Origin of the sequence: Nocardioides palaemonis (assembly GCF_018275325.1) — a bacterium.
Taxonomy (GTDB): domain Bacteria; phylum Actinomycetota; class Actinomycetes; order Propionibacteriales; family Nocardioidaceae; genus Nocardioides; species Nocardioides palaemonis.
The window spans coordinates 1598533-1614835 of the sequence record NZ_JAGVQR010000001.1 but is presented as its reverse complement, the minus strand read 5'-3'; the positions used below and the strand labels follow the sequence as shown (position 1 = coordinate 1614835).

Genomic DNA, 16303 nt, shown 5'->3' with positions numbered 1-16303 from the left:
GGGTCATGACGTCGATCCGACCGGCCGAGCCCGCTGACATGGCGCCGGTGGCGGACCTGTGGCACGAGGGGTGGCACGACGGGCACGCCGGGCACGTGCCGGACGGGCTCACCGCGGCCCGCACCCTCGCGGCGTTCCACGAGCGCACGCCGCCGCGGGTCGGCGACACGGTGGTCGCGGTCGCCGGCGACGGCACGCTCCTCGGGTTCGTGATGGTGGTGGGCGACGAGGTGGAGCAGGTCTTCGTCTCCCGCGCAGCACGCGGCACCGGCGTGGCGGCCGACCTGCTGGCCGAGGCGTGTGCGCGGGTCGCGGCGGCCGGGCACGACGCCGCGTGGCTGGCCGTCGTCGCCGGCAACGCGCGGGCGCGCCGGTTCTACGAGAAGCACGGCTGGACCGACGAGGGCGACCTGCCCTACGAGGTCACGGCCGGCGGCGAGACCTACGTGTCGCCGTGCCGGAGGTACGTCCGCGCGCTGTGACGGCGCGGACGCGACCTCGCTACAGCGACGCCAGCCGCGGGACCACCCGCTCGGCGACCGCAGTCGTCCACGCGACCGGGTCGTCGCCGGCGGGCCCGCTGACCACCATGTCGACGCCGAGCGCGGCGTAGGCCTCGGCCGTGGCCAGGTAGTCGTCGGTGCCACTGACCGGGTCGCCGCCCACGATGATGGTCTTCTCGATCGCGTCGTAGTCGGTGCCGACGTCGTCGCAGTGGCCGCGCAGCACCTCGAGCTTGTGCCGGACCTCCTCGGGCGGCCCGCCGAACAGGTTGCACGCATCGGCGTACTGCGCGACCAGGCGCAGGGTCTTCTTCTCCCCGCCCCCGCCGATGAGGATCGGGATCCGTCCCCGCACCGGCGGCGGGACGTTGACCGGCTCCTCGAGCCGCACGTGCGTGCCCTCGTAGGGCGTCCGGTCGCCGGCGAACATCCGGCGGGCGACCTGGAGCGTCTCCTCGAGCCACTCGTAGCGCACCTTCAGCGGCGGGAACGGCACGCCGAGCCCCGCGTGCTCACGGTCGTACCAGGCAGCGCCGATCCCCAGCATCGCCCGGCCGCCGGAGAGCACGTCGAGCGTCGTGACGGTCTTGGCGAGCAGCCCCGGGTGGCGGTAGGTCACGCCGGTGACGAGCAGGCCGAGGCGCAGCCGCTCCGTCACGGCGGCGAGGTAGCCCAGGGTCGTGTAGCCCTCGAGCATGGGCTGCTCGGGGCCGCCGAGCTGCTCCATCTGGAACCAGTGGTCCATGACGGTGAGCTGGGCGATGCCGCCCTGGTCGGCCACCCGCGCGGTCTCGGTGAGCCGCTCCGTGAGCCGGGCCTGCCAGTCGGGGTGGGTGAAGTTCGCGTAGTGGACGCCGAGCTGCATGCCTCGACGCTAGCGCTCAGGTCCAGGCCGTGGCGAGGCGCTCGACGATGCGGGTCAGGCGCTCCGGCGAGGTGGCGATGTTGAGCCGGACGTGGCCGGTGGAGCCGGGGGCGTAGGACGCGCCGTCGGACACCTTCACCCTCCCGCGCTCGAGCGCGACGGCCGCGGCGTCGTCGTGCCCGTACGCCGACGCGTCGAGCCAGGCGAGGTACGTCGCCTCGAGCGGGCGCATCCGCACCTCTGGCAGGTGGGTCGCCAGCAGCTCGCCGAGCAGGCTGCGCTGCTGGTCGAGGCGCTCGACGAGGGAGGCGAGCCACGGGTCTCCGTCGTCGTAGGCAGCACGGGCGGCGACGACGCCGAGGGGCGACCACGAGTCGTTGCGCGACATGGGTTCGGCGTCGAGGAGCCTCCGGGCGGCGGGGTCGGGCACGACGAGCTGCGCGCACTTCAGGCCGGCGGTGTTGAACGCCTTGGAGGCGGCGACCACCGCGACCGCGTGGTCGTGGGTGCCGTCGATCGCGAGGTAGGAGACGTGCTCGGCGCCGGGCAGCACGAGCGGCGCGTGGATCTCGTCGCTGACCACGCGGGCGCCGTGGCGCAGCACGACGTCGCGGACGCCCTCGAGCTCGGCGCGCGTGAACGCCCGGCCCCACGGGTTGTGCGGCTGGGTGAGCAGCAGCGTCTGAGCCCCGTCGCGGAACAGCCGGTCGAGCCGGTCGAGGTCGATCTCGGCCCGGTCGGCGGAGGCCGGGACCTCGAGGAGGTGCTCGAGCCGCCCGGTGATGCCGGCGAGACCGTGCTGGGCGTTGTAGCCGGGCGTCGGGAACACCACTCCCCGCGGCCCGCTCAGCACGTCGATGGCCAGCCGGACGCCAGCCGTCACGTCGACGACCGGGCGTACGGCCTCGGGCTCGGGCGCCCAGCCGAAGTGGCGTGACGCCCACCCGGCGTAGGCCTCGCCGAGCGCGGGGTCGCGCTCGAGGGGGTAGCCGGTGACGCCGTCGGCGATTGCGCCCCGGACCGCGTCCATCACCACCGGGTCGACCGCGTAGTCCATCTCGGCGACCCACGCCGGGATCACGTCGTCGGGGACGGTCCCCCACTTCAGCGGCAGCGCCCGGCGCGCCTCCTCGTCGGTGAGGTCGACGACCGGTCGGCGGGGTCTCGCGGCTCGCTGCGCTCGCACCTCGACCACCGACACGCTCAGACCTGCTCGCGCGCCGCCACCGCGTCGGCGACCCGCTGGATCGCCTCGTCGATCGGCACGCCGTTGTCCTGGCGACCGTCGCGGTAGCGGAAGGACACCGCGCCCGCCTCGATGTCGTCGTTGCCGGCGATGACCATGAACGGCACCTTCTGCAGCTGCGCGTTGCGGATCTTCTTCTGCATCCGGTCGTCGGAGTCGTCGACCTCGACCCGCAGGCCCTGGGCCTTCATCCGGCGCGCGACGTCGTGCAGGTAGTCGGCGGCGAAGTCGGCAACGGGGATCGCCTGCACCTGCACCGGCGCGAGCCAGGGCGGGAAGGCGCCCGCGTAGTGCTCGACGAGCACGCCGAGGAAGCGCTCGATCGACCCGAACTTCGCCGAGTGGATCATCACCGGCTGCTTCCGGGTGCCGTCGGCGGCCTGGTAGGTCAGGTCGAAGCCCTGCGGCTGGTTGAAGTCGTACTGGATGGTCGACATCTGCCAGGTGCGGCCGATGGCGTCCTTGGCCTGCACCGACACCTTCGGGCCGTAGAACGCGGCGCCGCCCGGGTCGGGGACGAGCTCGAGGCCGGACTCCTCGCACGCGACGCGCAGCACCTCGGTGGCGTTGGTCCACTGCTCCTCCGAGCCGACGAACTTGTCGGGCTTGGAGTCGTCGCGGGTCGAGAGCTCGAGGTAGAAGTCGTCGAGCCCGAAGTCACGCAGCAGCCCGAGGACGAAGTCGAGCAGGTGCTTGATCTCGCCGGGCGCCTGCTCCTCGGTGACGTAGGAGTGGGAGTCGTCCTGGGCGAAGCCGCGCACGCGGGTGAGGCCATGGATGACGCCGGACTTCTCGTAGCGGTAGACGTGCCCGAACTCGAAGAGCCGCAGCGGCAGCTCGCGGTAGGACCGACCGCGCGAGCGGTAGATCAGGTTGTGCATCGGGCAGTTCATGGCCTTGAGGTAGTAGTCCGCGCCCTCGAACTCCATCGGCGGGAACATCGTGTCCTTGTAGTAGGGCAGGTGTCCCGAGAGGTGGAAGGTCCCTTCCTTGGAGATGTGGGGGGTGCCGACGTAGTCGAAGCCCTCCTCGATGTGCCGGCGGCGGACGTAGTCCTCCATCTCGCGCTTGATGACGCCACCGCGCGGGTGGAAGACCGGCAGGCCGGAGCCGATCTCGTCGGGGAACGAGAACAGGTCGAGGTCGCGGCCGAGCTTGCGGTGGTCGCGCTTCTCGGCCTCGGCGATCCGCTCGAGGTGCGCCTCGAGCGCCTCCTTCGACTCCCACGCGGTGCCGTAGATGCGCTGGAGCTGCTTGTTCTTCTCGTCGCCGCGCCAGTACGCCGCGGCGCTGCGCATGAGCTTGAACGCCGGGATCCGCTTGGTGGTCGGCAAGTGCGGGCCGCGGCACAGGTCGGACCACTTGGCCTCGCCGCTGCGGCCGATGTTGTCGTAGATGGTCAGCTCGCCGGCACCGACCTCGACGCTCGCGCCCTCGGTGTCGGCCGCGCCGGCGCCGCCCTTGAGTCCGATCAGCTCGATCTTGTAGGGCTCGTCCTTCAGCTCGTCGAGCGCGTCGGCGTCGGTGGTGACCCGGCGCTCGAAGCGCTGGTTCTCCTTGATGATCTTGCGCATCGCGGACTCGATCTTCACGAGGTCCTCGGGCACGAACGGGGTCTCGACGTCGAAGTCGTAGTAGAAGCCGTTCTCGATCGGCGGGCCGATGCCGAGCTTGGCCTCGGGCCAGATCTGCTGGACGGCCTGCGCCATCACGTGGGCGGTGGAGTGGCGCAGGATGTCGCGCCCGTCGACGCTGTCGATGGTCACGGCCTCGACCTCGTCGCCGGCGGCGAGCTCGTAGGACAGGTCCTTGAGCTGGCCCGCGACGCGCGCGGCGACGACGTCGGCGTCGTCGCGGAACAGCTCCCACGCCCTGGTGCCCGTCGTGACCGTGGTCTCCGCACGCTGATCGGCGTGGATGCGGACGACCTGGATGTCGGACACGAGAGCTCCTCTGGGGACGGGACGGATGTCCCGGCGATGCTATCGGCCGGGCCCGGCGGGGCTCACCCCGGTTTACCGCAGCGCTCAGGCGTGCTCGCGGATCACCCGGTCCAGCTCGCGGATCGACGTGGTGGTGTCGACGTGGAGCACCGCGTGCCAGCCGTGCGCCGCCGCGGCCGCGACGTTGACAGCGACGTCGTCGAGGAACAGCACCTCGCCGGGCTCGACGCCGAGGCGCCCGGTGGTCAGCTCGTAGACCGCCGGGTCCGGCTTGGCCAGGCCGACCTCGTGGCTGTAGACGATGAGGTCGGTGACGTCCTCGAAGCCGTAGGGCCGCTCACGCTCGCGGGCGCCCGGCCCCGAGTTGGAGAGTATCGCGGTCATCCGGTGCCGGCGCTGCGCGACGAACCAGGCGTACAGCTCCTCGTCGAGGGTGCCGACGTACCACCGCCAGTAGTCCTCGACGAGCTCGTCGACCTGGGCGTCGGTGAGCCCGAGGGTCCGCTGCCACTCCGCGCGGATCGCGGCCTCCGTGACCTGCCCGGTCATGGCGTCCCCCGGCAGGCCGGCGAGCCCGCCGGCGATGCTGCCGGTCGCGAGGCCGAGGCGCTGCTCGGCGGGGCCGGGGAACACGTCGTCGTCGATGACCTCGAGCACGCTCCCGATGTCGAGGACCACGGCCTTGATCGTCATGACGCCATCGTGCCTCGAGGTCGGGGACACGTTCGTCCACCACGCGAGATCGCCGACGGCACGCCCCAGCGGTGAGATGTCATGGGGGCATGCCCGACGCCGCAGCGCTCACGCCGCATGTCGTGTCGCCGACACCGTCCCCAGAGCAAGACGTCGTCGCCGAGCGTCCGGGATGGCGCACGTGCTGGGGCTGGCTCGCCACGGCCAATGACTCCCGCGTACCGTTCTGATCGACCTCAGAGCCGGGTCAGGCTCGGCCCTTGAGCATGAGGTTCCAGTACAGCGCCGGCAACCCGTACCGCTTGAGGTACCACATGTCGCGGCGCTCCTTGGTGGTGTCGATGACGGGGATGCTCGGCGCGGGCTCCATGGTGTAGTCGAACTCGGCGAGGAGCATCTTGTCTCGTGCGGTGGTCAGCGGACACGAGGCATAGCCGCCGTAGGACGCGGGCAGCGGCTTGCCGGCCATCGCCGCCACCAGGTTGGCTACGACGACGGGCGCCTGCTTCCGGATCGCAGCACCGGTCTTGGAGTTCGGGGTCGAACCGGCGTCGCCGAGCGAGAACACGTTCGGGTAGCGCGTGTGCTGCATGGTGTTCTTGTCCACCCCGACGTAGCCGCCTGCGTTGTCCGGGTCCGAGAGCGGGGTGGCCTTGAGCCAGTCCGGCGCTGACTGCGGGGGTACGACGTGCATGAAGTCGTAGCCGATGGACTGCTTGGTGTCGTTGGCGTGATCGGCCACGACCACCTGCTGGTTGGCGGGATCGATCTCGACGGCCTCGCTGTTCTTGTGGACCTCGATGCCGTACTTCTCCACCACGCGCTCGAGCTCCTGGGCGAAGACAGGAACTCCGAACATGCCCGGCGTGGGGAGGACGAGCACGATCCGGATGTCCTCGAGCGTTCCCTGCTGGCGCCAGTAGTCGGCGGCCAGGTAGGCGATCTTCTGGGGCGCCCCGGCGCACTTGATCGGCGCGGCTGGCATGGTGAAGACGGCGGTGCCGGACCGCATCGCCTGGATCCTCGACCAGGTCCTGGCGGTGAGGTCGAACCGGTAGTTGCTGGAGACGGCGTCCGTGGTGAGCGCCTCGGCCATGCCGGGGATCTTGTCCCAGTCGAGCTGGATCCCGGGACACACGACGAGGTAGTCGTAGGACAGCGTGCTGCCCTCCGTCGTGGTGACGGTGTTGGCGTCGGGGTCGATGTCGGTCGCGGCCTCGCGGACCCACGTGACGCCCTGCGGGATCAGGCCGGCCATCGGACGGTGCGCTGCCTTCTCCGGCGCGCAGCCGGCCCCGACGAGCGTCCACAACGGCTGGTAGTAGTGGGTCTCGGACGGGTCGAGGATGCCGACGTCGTCGACGCCCTGGCGTCGCAGCCGGGCCGCGACGCTGATGCCGGCGCTGCCGGCGCCGATGACAAGGACCTTGAAGTGTCGATCGCGGACCATGGTGGGTACTCCTCGTTGAGTGTCGTGGCGGCGAGACCGTGGAACGTGATGCCCACGGTCGAGTGCTTCAGCTGAGTCCGAGACCCTCGGTCCGGCTGAAGTGGTCGTCGATGAGGGTCACGTCGCGCCCGGCCCGGGCCAGCAGGCTCGCTGCGATGGAGGCGCGGAACCCGCTGGCGCAGTGGATCCACAGCGGACCAGCCGGGACCTCGTCCAGACGCGTGAGCAGCGCGTGCAGCGGGATGTGGACCGAGCCCGGGATGGCGCCGGCTGCGCGCTCGTCGTCGCGCCTGGTGTCCAGGACCGTGAGGCGACTGCGGTCGGCCGCCACGAGGTCGTCGAAGCCGACGACGGGATAGGAGCCCACGCTGTCGGGCCCGGTGCTCAGGTCGGAGGGCGACCCGATCGCCGCCGCGTCGGGACGATCGATCCCGATCCGGACGAGCTGACGCTGGGCCGTGGCGACCTGGTCAGCGCTCTCGCCGACCAGGGTCAGCGGCGCGCCCCACTCGATCAGCCAGCCCAGGTAGGTGGAGAACTGGTCCCCGAGCTCGATCCCGATGCTGCCCACGAGGTGTTCGGCGGCGTAGGCGGTCCGGGTGCGGAGGTCGACGACCCACTCCTCGGCCTCGAGGCGCTTGCGCAGCTGCTCCGCGTCGACGAGCTCGGGCAGGCTCAGGTCGATCGGCCCCGGCCCCTGGAGGTTCCGTGCGCCCATGTGGGCGTAGTAGGCCGGGTACGCCGTCAGGTTCGAGATCAGCGTCGCGACGAACGTGTCCTCGTCGGCGGCGGTGAGGGCGTCGTTGCGCTGACGTTCCTCGGCGATCGTCGAGGAGTCGCCGCCCGCGGCCGAGCCGGAGGAGCAGAAGCTGCCGAACCCGTGGGTCGGGAAGACGCGGGCGTCGTCGGGCAGCTCGGAGAGTCGACGCGCGGAGTGGAACTGTGCCCGGGTCAGCTCGTCGGTCCGCTCGACGTCGACCAGGTCGGTCCGCCCCACCGATCCGTACAGCAGTGAACCGCCCGTGAAGACTGCCGCCGGGTCGATGCCCTCGGAGTCCTCGACGAAGTAGGCGAGGTGGGTGACGGTGTGGCCCGGTGTGCTGATCACCGTCACCCTCATCTGCCCGAACGTGAGGACGTCGCCGTCGCGCACGGACTCCCGCTCGAAGTGGACCGGGTCCTCGGCGTTGACCACGTAGTCGGCATCCGCACGACGCGCCAGCTCGAGACCACCGCTGACGTAGTCGTTGTGCATGTGGGTCTCCAGCACCGCGACGCACCGCAACCCGCGCTCCAGCAGCACCGCCTCCACCCGGTCGATGTCGCGTTGCGGGTCGACCACGACCGCGGTGGACCCGTCGTGAGCCACGTAGCTGCGGTCACCCAGGTCACTGGTGTCGAGCACCTCGACGTGGAGCATGCGTCCTCCTTGCGGACTGTTACGGATGTACGTACATTTATGACCGTACGCGTTGATCCCTCCATCGATCAAGACCCATCGTCAATCCGGCAGGAGTCCCTCATGGACGACCACACGGACCATCACCACGACCACCGCATGCGCGGGTCCCGCTCGGTCCCCGTGGATCGGGCGAGCCCCATGCCGCTGTGGGCACAGGTGCAGGAGGACATCGAACGACGCCTGCGCCTCGGCGAGTTCGCCACGTCCTTCCCGGGCGAGATGGCCCTGGTCGCGGAGTACGCGGTCAGTCGCCACACAGTTCGCGAAGCGCTCCGACGCCTGCGCGAGTCCGGTCTCGTGGAGGCGTCTCGCGGCCGCCCGCCGCGGGTCGCGGACAAGGAGATCGCCCAACCGCAGGGCACGCTGTACAGCCTGTTCGCGTCGGTCGAGCAAGCCGGTCGCCACCAACGCAGCGTCGTACGCACCCTGGATGCGCGAGCCGACGGCACCGTCGCCGTCCGGCTCGGGCTCGAGGAGTCCACGCCGCTCATCTATCTCGAACGCATTCGCCTCGCCGATGACGAGCCGCTGGCCATGGACCGTGCCTGGCTGCCTGCCCGGATCGCCGCACCGCTGCTCGAGGCCGACCTCACCGAGACCTCCCTGTACGCCGAGCTCGACCGGCTCTGCGGCATCCGCCTGACCGGCGGGCGCGAGGAGGTACGCGCAGTTCTCCCGACCGCCGTCGAGCGGGTCCTGCTCGAGATCCCCGAAGGCAGCGCGGCCTTGGCCATCGATCGGACGGGCGAGCTCCGGGGCCAACCCGTCGAGTGGCGCCAGACCGTCGTCCGCGGCGACCGCTTCAGCCTGCTGACAGACCTGTCCCGACCCGACCGCGTCTCGATCGCTGTCTCCGACCGTTCCCACCCCGTGACCTGGAGGTCCCGATGACTGCCCGCGACGGCGCCCCGGTGCACGACATCGACCCGCCACAGGCAGCGGCCCTGGTCGCAGACGGCGCCCTGCTCCTTGACGTGCGCGAGCTGGACGAATGGACTGCCGGCCATGCCGGGGAAGCCGTGCACATGCCACTCGGGGCGCTCGACCCGGCAGCACTGCCGGACACGACCATCGTCGCCGTCTGCCGATCGGGCAACAGGTCGTCGAAGGCAGCGGTGATCCTCTCCGCCGCGGGTCACGACGTCGTCAACCTCGCGGGTGGGATGACCGCATGGGCCGAGCGAGGCCTCCCGCTCGTGACCGATGACGGCCGTCCCGGGACCGTGGCATGACGCTGGCCCTGACCATCGCGCTGGGACTGCTGATCGGGGCGGTCCTGGGGGGCCTCGGCGGCGGCGGCGCCATCCTCACCGTCCCAGCGCTCGTCTACCTCATCGGCCAACCGGCGCAGGACGCCACCACCAGTAGTCTCGTGATCGTCGGTCTCACCGCCGCCGTCGGCATGGCGTCGTACCTATCCAGCAACCGGGTGCGGTGGGCCATGGGCCTCACCTTCGGCATCGTCGGGTTGCCAGCCACCTGGCTCGGCAGCTATCTCAACCACCGCGTGGACCAGCACCTGCTGCTCCTCGGTTTCTCGGTCCTGATGCTCGTCGCAGCAGCCGCCATGATCGGTGACCAACGCGGCACCAGGACCACCCCGGGCTCCGACAGGCCCGAGGGCCCGCGCCCGGCGGCCGTCGTCAAGGACCCGTCCGGGGGAACCGGACGGCTGAGGGTGCTCGAGCGGACCGCCGAGCCTGTCGCCCCGGCTCGCTACTCCCCCACCGCGGTCGTCGCGGTGGCCCTCACCGTCGGTCTGCTCACGGGATTCTTCGGGGTCGGCGGCGGGTTCGTCGTCGTGCCTGCCCTCGTGCTCGTGCTGCGCCTGCCGATGCAGCAGGCCGTCGGCACATCCCTGATGATCGTCGCTCTCAACTCCGCGACCTCGCTGGTGGCCCGCGCTGGCGGCACCGCGCGCTTCGACTGGGACGTCATCATTCCGTTCACCGTCGCCGCCATGGTCGCGACGCTGGTCGGCAAGACGATGGCCGATCGCCTCCCGGCGCGGCGGCTCAAGATCGGCTTTGCCGCGTTGCTCGTCCTGGTCGCGGGCTACACGGCGTGGCAGAGCCTCGAGGGTCTCCTCGGTGACAGCTCCACGGCCACCAGCCCGACCTCGAGCACCGCTGTCGCCAGCCCTGCGGCCGTCCGGCGCGCGATCGTCGAGGGCGCGGTCACCCTGGACGTTCGCACTCCCGCCGAGTACGACGCCGGACACCTCGACGGGGCACGCAACCTCGACATCGCCGCAGCGGACTTCGACGCGCAGCTCAGCAACCTCGACCCGACAGCGACCTACGTCGTGTACTGCGCCTCCGGACGCCGTGCAGCAGCAGCCATCGAGCACATGACGAAGCTGGGCTTCGACCACCTGCGCAACGGAGGCGGCTACGACGCGCTCGCGCAGGCTGGGCTTCCGACGGTCCCTGAGACTCCGGCCGAGGTCGACGGGGGTCGCTAGTCCCGCCCAGCTCAGCCTCCTTCTCTCCAGATCCGCTGACGCCACATCCAACGAGGTTTGCCATGACTGCCACGAACGTCAGGCCCACCGCTGCGCAGGCCGGGCCGCACGCCCTCGGCCAGCAGGTGGTGCGTCTTCTCACCACCACCGACCACAAGCTGATCGGCAAGATGTACCTGGTCACCTCGTTCGGCTGGTTCCTGGCCGCCGGGTTGATGGCCATGCTGATCCGTGCCGAGCTGGCCTACCCGGGCATGCAGGTCGTCAACGACCAGCTCTACAACCAGCTGTTCACGATGCACGGCACGATCATGCTGCTGCTGTTCGCGACGCCGCTGTTCTTCGGCTTCAGCAACGTGATCTTGCCGCTGCAGATCGGTGCGCCCGACGTGGCGTTCCCGCGCCTGAACATGTTCAGCTACTGGCTGTTCCTGTTCGGTGGCCTGATCGCCGGGTCTGGCTTCCTGACCCCGCAGGGCGCGGCCGACTTCGGCTGGTTCGCCTACACGCCGCTCTCCGACGCCGTCCGCAGCCCGGGTGTGGGCGGTGACCTGTGGATCATGGGCCTGTGGATGGCCGGTCTGGGCTCGATCCTGGGTGGCGTCAACTTCATCACCACCATCATCTGCATGCGGGCGCCGGGCATGACGATGTTCCGGATGCCGATCTTCGTGTGGAACACCCTCATCACGAGCTTGCTGGTGATCATGGTGTTCCCGATCCTCGCGGGCGCCCTGCTCTCGCTGGAGGCTGACCGGATCCTCGGGGCGCACGTGTTCGACCCGTCGCACGGCGGGCCGATCCTGTGGCAGCACCTGTTCTGGTTCTTCGGCCACCCGGAGGTCTACATCATCGCGCTGCCGTTCTTCGGCATCGTCTCCGAGATCCTCCCGGTCTTCAGCCGCAAGCCGATCTTCGGCTACGTCGGCCTGGTGGCCGCGACGCTGGGCATCGCGATGCTGTCGGTGGCGGTGTGGGCGCACCACATGTTCGTCACCGGTGCGGTCGACCTGCCGTTCTTCTCCGGCATGACGTTCCTGATCGCGGTGCCGACCGGGGTGAAGTTCTTCAACTGGATCGGGACGATGTGGGGCGGCTCGCTGTCCTTCGACACCCCGATGCTGTGGTCGATCGGCTTCCTCACGACGTTCCTCTTCGGCGGCCTGACCGGTGTCATCCTGGCCAGCCCGCCGCTGGACTTCCACGTGTCCGACTCCTACTTCGTGGTGGCCCACTTCCACTACACCGTCTTCGGCACGGTCGTGTTCGCGATGTTCGCCGGGTTCTACTTCTGGTGGCCGAAGATGACCGGCAAGATGCTCGACGAGCGTCTCGGCAAGGTCCACTTCTGGATCCTGTTCATCGGCTTCCACACCACGTTCCTCGTGCAGCACTGGCTCGGTGTCGAGGGCATGCCCCGTCGCTACGCCGACTACCTGCCCGGTGACGGGTTCACCACGCTCAACCAGATCTCCACGGTCGGGTCGTTCCTGCTCGGCGCCTCGATGCTGCCGTTCCTCTACAACGTCTACGTCTCCGCCAAGGGCCCCAAGGTCGAGGTGGACGACCCGTGGGGCTGGGGCCGCTCGCTGGAGTGGGCGACCAGCTGCCCGCCGCCGCGCCACAACTTCCACACCCTGCCTCGCATCCGCTCGGAGTCGCCGGCCTTCGACCTGCACCACCCCGAGGTCGCGCTCGTCGAGCTCGAGCAGCACGAGGCCGAGCGCAACGGCGACGTCGCCGACGCGCCCGACGTGCACGGTCGTGAGGAGATGCTCCGCGAGCGCGTCGAGGGAGACGGCACGGACGGACCTGACAGGTGAAGCCCGCCCCCTCCGAGGTGCTGGCCAGACGAAGGCTCAGCAGGCTGGGACGACCCGCACGGCCGCTGCGAGAGATACGCATCGTCCCTCACGTCCCCCGGGCCGTGTACGTCGTCCCCCTGGTGGCGCTCGTCTTCGCCGCGGTGCTGATGCTCAGCGTCGTCGGGAGGCACTGACGACCGATCGTCGGCTCGCTGTCACACCGGGCCGACTCACCCGTTCATCGCACGCTGAGGCGGGTGAGAGCCTCGTCGATGTCGCACGCCGGCCCCTGGTTGTAGGGCAGCTTGCCCAGCACGGTGCCCATCACACAGGAGTTGCTGGCTGCGGCGAACACCAGACCGCCGCCGACCCCGGCTCCGATCCACTTGGTGCGCGGGAACCACGCGCTCATCGCGACCGAGGCGAGGACGATCGTGCCCGCCACCAACCGGACCTGGCGCTCGAGCGCCCAGCGCTGCGTGTCACCACGACGGACCGGGGCTCCCGCCTGCTGCCAGGCGTTCATGCCGCCGTCGAGGAGCACGACGTCCTCCTTGCCGTGGCTGCTCAGCTTGCCCGCAGCCTGCTCCGCCCGGCCGCCGCTCTGACACACCAGGACCAACGACCCTCCTGCGTTGTGGACGATCTCGCGCAGGTGCGGATCGAGCCGGTCGACCGGGATGTTGACCGCGCCGTCGATGTGGGCGGTCTCGAACTCGCCCGGGCTCCGGACGTCGAGCACCAGGGTGTTGCTCTCGAGCATGAGGGCCTGCGCCTCGGAGACGGAGACGGGGCGAGCGGACGTGGGGGTCATCGAGGGGGGACCTTTCGTGGTACAGGGCACGGTGAGCGAGCGGTCAGCGAGACCGACGCCTGCGTGATGGGGTTCGGCGCACGACTGCAGCTCGCACCCAGGCTGACTCGGGAGCCGGTGGGCGAGGTCGCACGACGCGAGCGAGCCACCCTCGTGGGCGAGCTCGGCGCTCCCCACCTAATGTACGTACTTTTACGCGGTATTCAAGTCGGGACCCCCGCCGTGGTGCCGTCCGCGGGCGGCGACCGGCCCGCCGGTGGATCCGAGGAGTGTCAGTGCGCGTCGACTTGTTCGCCCTCGGCCGCCGGGTCGGTGGTGCTCCCCCGCCGGCGCCAGGCGACGAGGAGGGCAACGAGCGTCACTGCCAGCGGGATCACCCAGGCCGGCACGTGCGCTGCCCACTCGGTCACGGCGCGCTGGGCGTCGTACTCCACGTCCGTCAGGTCCCCCCACCCGAGTGAGCCGGTGAGGCCCGCGGTGCCGTCGTAGCGCAGGAACACCGCACCCACCGCGATGAAGAGGCACCCTGCGACCAGCGAGGTGGTGTGCACCCGCAGGCGCCCCAGGGACAGCGTCCGGCCGCGCAGCCAGCGCCGCCCACCGAGCTCGAACCTGTCCCAGAAGAAGGCGAGGGCGAGGAGCGGCGCTGCCATGCCGAGGGCATAGACGGCCAGCAGCGCCCCTCCGTGCCACGGGCTCTCTTGCGTCGCGGCCACGGTCAGGATGGCGCCGAGCACCGGCCCGGAGCAGAATCCGGCGAGGCCGTACACCGCACCGAGCAGCAGCGTCGAGAGCCACCCGTCCCCCCCGCGCGAGGCCACCCACGCCTGCAGCCGCGGGGCGCCGGGCACCGCGAAGCCTCGGCCCAGCAGCTGCACCACTCCGAGCCCGATGATCGTCCAGCCTGCGATCGCGACCAGCAGCGCTCGGTGGCCGTAGAAGAGGGACGAGGCCGCGCCCGCCCCTGTGCCCAGCGGTACCAGTGTGAGCAGCAGCCCGAGGTAGAACACCGACGTGCGGGCGATCAGCGCTCGAGGGCTGGCGAAGGCATAGGCGAAGAACGACGGCAGCAGCAGCGCACTGCACGGGGAGAGCAGCGCCAGGATCCCGGCGGCGAACGCCGCCAGCACGCCGACCCCGCTCACGACCCGGCGTCCTCGGCGGCCTGCTCGATCGTCTGCTCGAAGACCTCGATCGGCTGTGCGCCGATCACGGGCACTCCGTTGATCACGAAGGCCGGGGTGCCGGTCACTCCGATCGCCTGACCCTCGGCGAAGTCCTCCTTCACCAGCGCCTCACCGGCGGAGACGTCGGCGAGATGTTCACGGAACTCCGCCACGTCGAGGCCGATGTCCTCGGCGATCGAGGTGAGGTAGTCCGCGTCGAGATCACCGCTGTTGGGGGGGAGCTGATCGGCGTACATGGCCTCCTCGAACTCCCAGAAGCGGTCCTGGGCGGCCGCGGCGCGACCACCGCGCGCGGCCACCCACGACTCCGTGCCGAGGTAGGGGAAGTCGCGCCACTCGATGCGCAGGACGCCACTGTCGACGTACTTCTCCACCAGTCGGGGCTCGGTGTCGCGGGCGAACTTGCCGCAGAACGGGCACTGGAACTCCGAGTAGGCGACCATCACGACGGGCGCGTCGACGTCGCCGAGAGCCATCGGGTCGTCGGGATTGCGTCGTGCCAGCTGCTCGGCGGCCTCGTCGGGGGCCGCGGACTCGGTCGCCGGCGCGTTCAGGACAGCAGCCGCGTCGTCCCCCTCACTGCCGCTCCCCCGCACGACCACGACCAGCAGCGCGATCGCCGCCAACGCCGCCACGACGAGCGGAAGGACGGGACTCTTGCGGACCTCAGGCACGGGCGACATCTCCAGACACGGGGGTAGGGCAGGACAGCTCTCCGAGCAGCCGGCTGCGCAGCGCCCAGAGCAGGATCAGGACGGCGACGCCCTGCAGGACGGGTTGCACCGGCTCGAACCAGGTGATGGCTCCTGCGCTTCCGAGGGCGACGAGCACGAGCTTGTTGCACACCGGGCATCCGACCGCGAAGTAGGTCAGCAGGCCGCCGATCCAGCCACCGCGTCTACTCGACGAGCGATCGGGCTGCGACGGCGCCCGGACGTAGGTGGCAGTGAGCATGCCGCCCAGGGCCGAGGACACCAGGAGCGACGGCCACGCCCACCAGGTCGGCGGTATCTCCCGCCCGAAGACCGGCGTGTCGATCAGGTCGGTCGGCACAGCCACGATCAGCACGAACGCCACGGTGGCAGCCAGCGCGACCAGCCAGCGCCGCACCGGCCAGGCCAGCAAGACCGTCGCCGCACTCACGACGCACCGACCGCGACGGGGAGGCCAGCGGTCCGCCACTCCAGCATGCCGTCCTCGAGTCGGCGCGCCTCGATCCCGGCGGCGCCCAGCAGACGCACGGCGTCGTGCGCCATCACGCAGAAGCTTCCACGGCAGTACGCCACGATCGGCCGCGCGGCCCGCAGCGCGTCGGCGTCGCCGGCGAGCGCCCCCAGCGGTGCGCTGCGTGCACCTGGGATGTGGCCGGCACTGAACTCTTCCGGCGGGCGGACGTCGAGGAGCGTGATCTCGCCCGAGGCGAGCAGCGGCTCGAGCTCGGACCGGGTGACGACGCCGACCTCCTCCGTGCCCGGAAGGTTCAGGTACGCGTCGAGGGCATGACTCACGTCCGCGGATCGCTCCCGGGCCACGGTGCGCATCGCGGCGTAGAGGTGGGCGACATCGTCCCCGGCGAGGCGGTAGTGGACCTTCGTCCCCTCCCGACGCGTCTGCACGAGGTTGGCGAGCTTGAGCACCTGCAGGTGGGCCGAGGCGGTGCTGACGCCCATGTCCGCCGCGCGGGCCAGCGCCTCCACCGTCCGCTCCCCCTGGGCCAGCAGCTCGACGAGCTCGAGCCGCTTGGCACTGCCGAAGGCCTTGCCCACGACCGCAAGCTCCTCGAACACCCGCGTCCTACGGTCATCCGCGCTCATCGTTCCTCCAAAGTTCTTTGGAATAACGTAGATCGGTCGATCAGACCACGCAACACC

General features: G+C 70.5%; 16 protein-coding genes. 5 read left to right on the top strand and 11 right to left on the bottom strand.

The genetic code is table 11. From position 1 onward, the window contains the following. Positions 1-5: 5 nt before the first annotated feature. A complete protein-coding gene (locus KDN32_RS07895; protein ID WP_211731470.1) occupies positions 6-482 on the top strand; it encodes a GNAT family N-acetyltransferase in 477 nt (158 codons plus the stop codon). A gap of 19 nt (positions 483-501) precedes the next feature. On the opposite strand, the gene KDN32_RS07890 is transcribed toward KDN32_RS07895, so the two are convergent. The 6 genes from KDN32_RS07890 to KDN32_RS07865 all read right to left on the bottom strand — a co-directional run bounded on the left by KDN32_RS07890 (position 502) and on the right by KDN32_RS07865 (position 8120). After that, positions 502-1368, bottom strand: coding sequence for an LLM class F420-dependent oxidoreductase (locus KDN32_RS07890; protein WP_211731469.1), 867 nt, complete (start codon positions 1366-1368; stop codon positions 502-504). 16 nt (positions 1369-1384) lie between these two features. Further along, the gene (locus KDN32_RS07885) at positions 1385-2554 is read right to left on the bottom strand and encodes a MalY/PatB family protein (RefSeq protein WP_211731468.1); all 1170 of its coding nucleotides are present in this window, start codon (positions 2552-2554) and stop codon (positions 1385-1387) included. Positions 2555-2571: 17 nt separating this feature from the next. Beyond that, positions 2572-4557, bottom strand: coding sequence for a threonine--tRNA ligase (gene thrS, locus KDN32_RS07880; protein WP_211731467.1), 1986 nt, complete (start codon positions 4555-4557; stop codon positions 2572-2574). An 84-nt stretch (positions 4558-4641) separates the two neighbouring features. After that, positions 4642-5250, bottom strand: a complete 609-nt coding sequence (locus KDN32_RS07875) for an HAD-IA family hydrolase (protein WP_211731466.1) — start codon at positions 5248-5250, stop codon at positions 4642-4644. Positions 5251-5497: 247 nt separating this feature from the next. Continuing rightward, positions 5498-6700 carry an NAD(P)/FAD-dependent oxidoreductase gene (locus KDN32_RS07870; protein WP_211731465.1) on the bottom strand — a complete coding sequence of 401 codons (1203 nt, stop codon included), beginning with the start codon at positions 6698-6700 and terminating at the stop codon, positions 5498-5500. A gap of 67 nt (positions 6701-6767) precedes the next feature. After that, positions 6768-8120: an MBL fold metallo-hydrolase gene (locus KDN32_RS07865; protein ID WP_211731464.1), complete on the bottom strand. Its 1353-nt coding sequence runs from the start codon at positions 8118-8120 to the stop codon at positions 6768-6770. 39 nt (positions 8121-8159) lie between these two features. Here KDN32_RS07865 and KDN32_RS07860 point away from each other — a divergent pair, with 39 nt between their 5' ends. The 4 genes from KDN32_RS07860 (at position 8160) to ctaD (ending at position 12449) form a co-directional block, all read left to right on the top strand. Then, the gene (locus tag KDN32_RS07860) at positions 8160-9053 is read left to right on the top strand and encodes a GntR family transcriptional regulator (protein ID WP_249216381.1); all 894 of its coding nucleotides are present in this window, start codon (positions 8160-8162) and stop codon (positions 9051-9053) included. Next, a complete protein-coding gene (locus tag KDN32_RS07855) occupies positions 9050-9394 on the top strand; it encodes a rhodanese-like domain-containing protein (RefSeq protein WP_211731463.1) in 345 nt (114 codons plus the stop codon). The genes KDN32_RS07860 and KDN32_RS07855 overlap by 4 nt, the downstream gene beginning before the upstream one ends. Further along, positions 9391-10626 carry a TSUP family transporter gene (locus KDN32_RS07850; protein WP_211731462.1) on the top strand — a complete coding sequence of 412 codons (1236 nt, stop codon included), beginning with the start codon at positions 9391-9393 and terminating at the stop codon, positions 10624-10626. The genes KDN32_RS07855 and KDN32_RS07850 overlap by 4 nt, the downstream gene beginning before the upstream one ends. A gap of 62 nt (positions 10627-10688) precedes the next feature. Beyond that, positions 10689-12449, top strand: a complete 1761-nt coding sequence (gene ctaD / locus KDN32_RS07845) for an aa3-type cytochrome oxidase subunit I (protein WP_211731461.1) — start codon at positions 10689-10691, stop codon at positions 12447-12449. Between the two features lie 220 nt (positions 12450-12669). On the opposite strand, the gene KDN32_RS07840 is transcribed toward ctaD, so the two are convergent. From KDN32_RS07840 to KDN32_RS07820, 5 genes are all read right to left on the bottom strand, one after another. Next, positions 12670-13245 (bottom strand): rhodanese-like domain-containing protein, encoded by a 576-nt coding sequence (locus tag KDN32_RS07840; protein WP_211731460.1) that lies wholly within the window; start codon positions 13243-13245, stop codon positions 12670-12672. A gap of 272 nt (positions 13246-13517) precedes the next feature. Beyond that, complete coding sequence (locus KDN32_RS07835; protein WP_211731459.1) at positions 13518-14390, bottom strand: cytochrome c biogenesis CcdA family protein; 873 nt, start codon at positions 14388-14390, stop codon at positions 13518-13520. After that, positions 14387-15115 (bottom strand): DsbA family protein, encoded by a 729-nt coding sequence (locus KDN32_RS07830; protein WP_211731458.1) that lies wholly within the window; start codon positions 15113-15115, stop codon positions 14387-14389. The genes KDN32_RS07835 and KDN32_RS07830 overlap by 4 nt, the downstream gene beginning before the upstream one ends. Continuing rightward, positions 15099-15575 carry a hypothetical protein gene (locus KDN32_RS07825; protein ID WP_211731457.1) on the bottom strand — a complete coding sequence of 159 codons (477 nt, stop codon included), beginning with the start codon at positions 15573-15575 and terminating at the stop codon, positions 15099-15101. The genes KDN32_RS07830 and KDN32_RS07825 overlap by 17 nt, the downstream gene beginning before the upstream one ends. Further along, positions 15572-16219 (bottom strand): ArsR/SmtB family transcription factor, encoded by a 648-nt coding sequence (locus KDN32_RS07820; RefSeq protein WP_307853832.1) that lies wholly within the window; start codon positions 16217-16219, stop codon positions 15572-15574. Before KDN32_RS07820 ends, KDN32_RS07825 begins: the two co-directional genes overlap by 4 nt. Positions 16220-16303 lie beyond the last annotated feature (84 nt).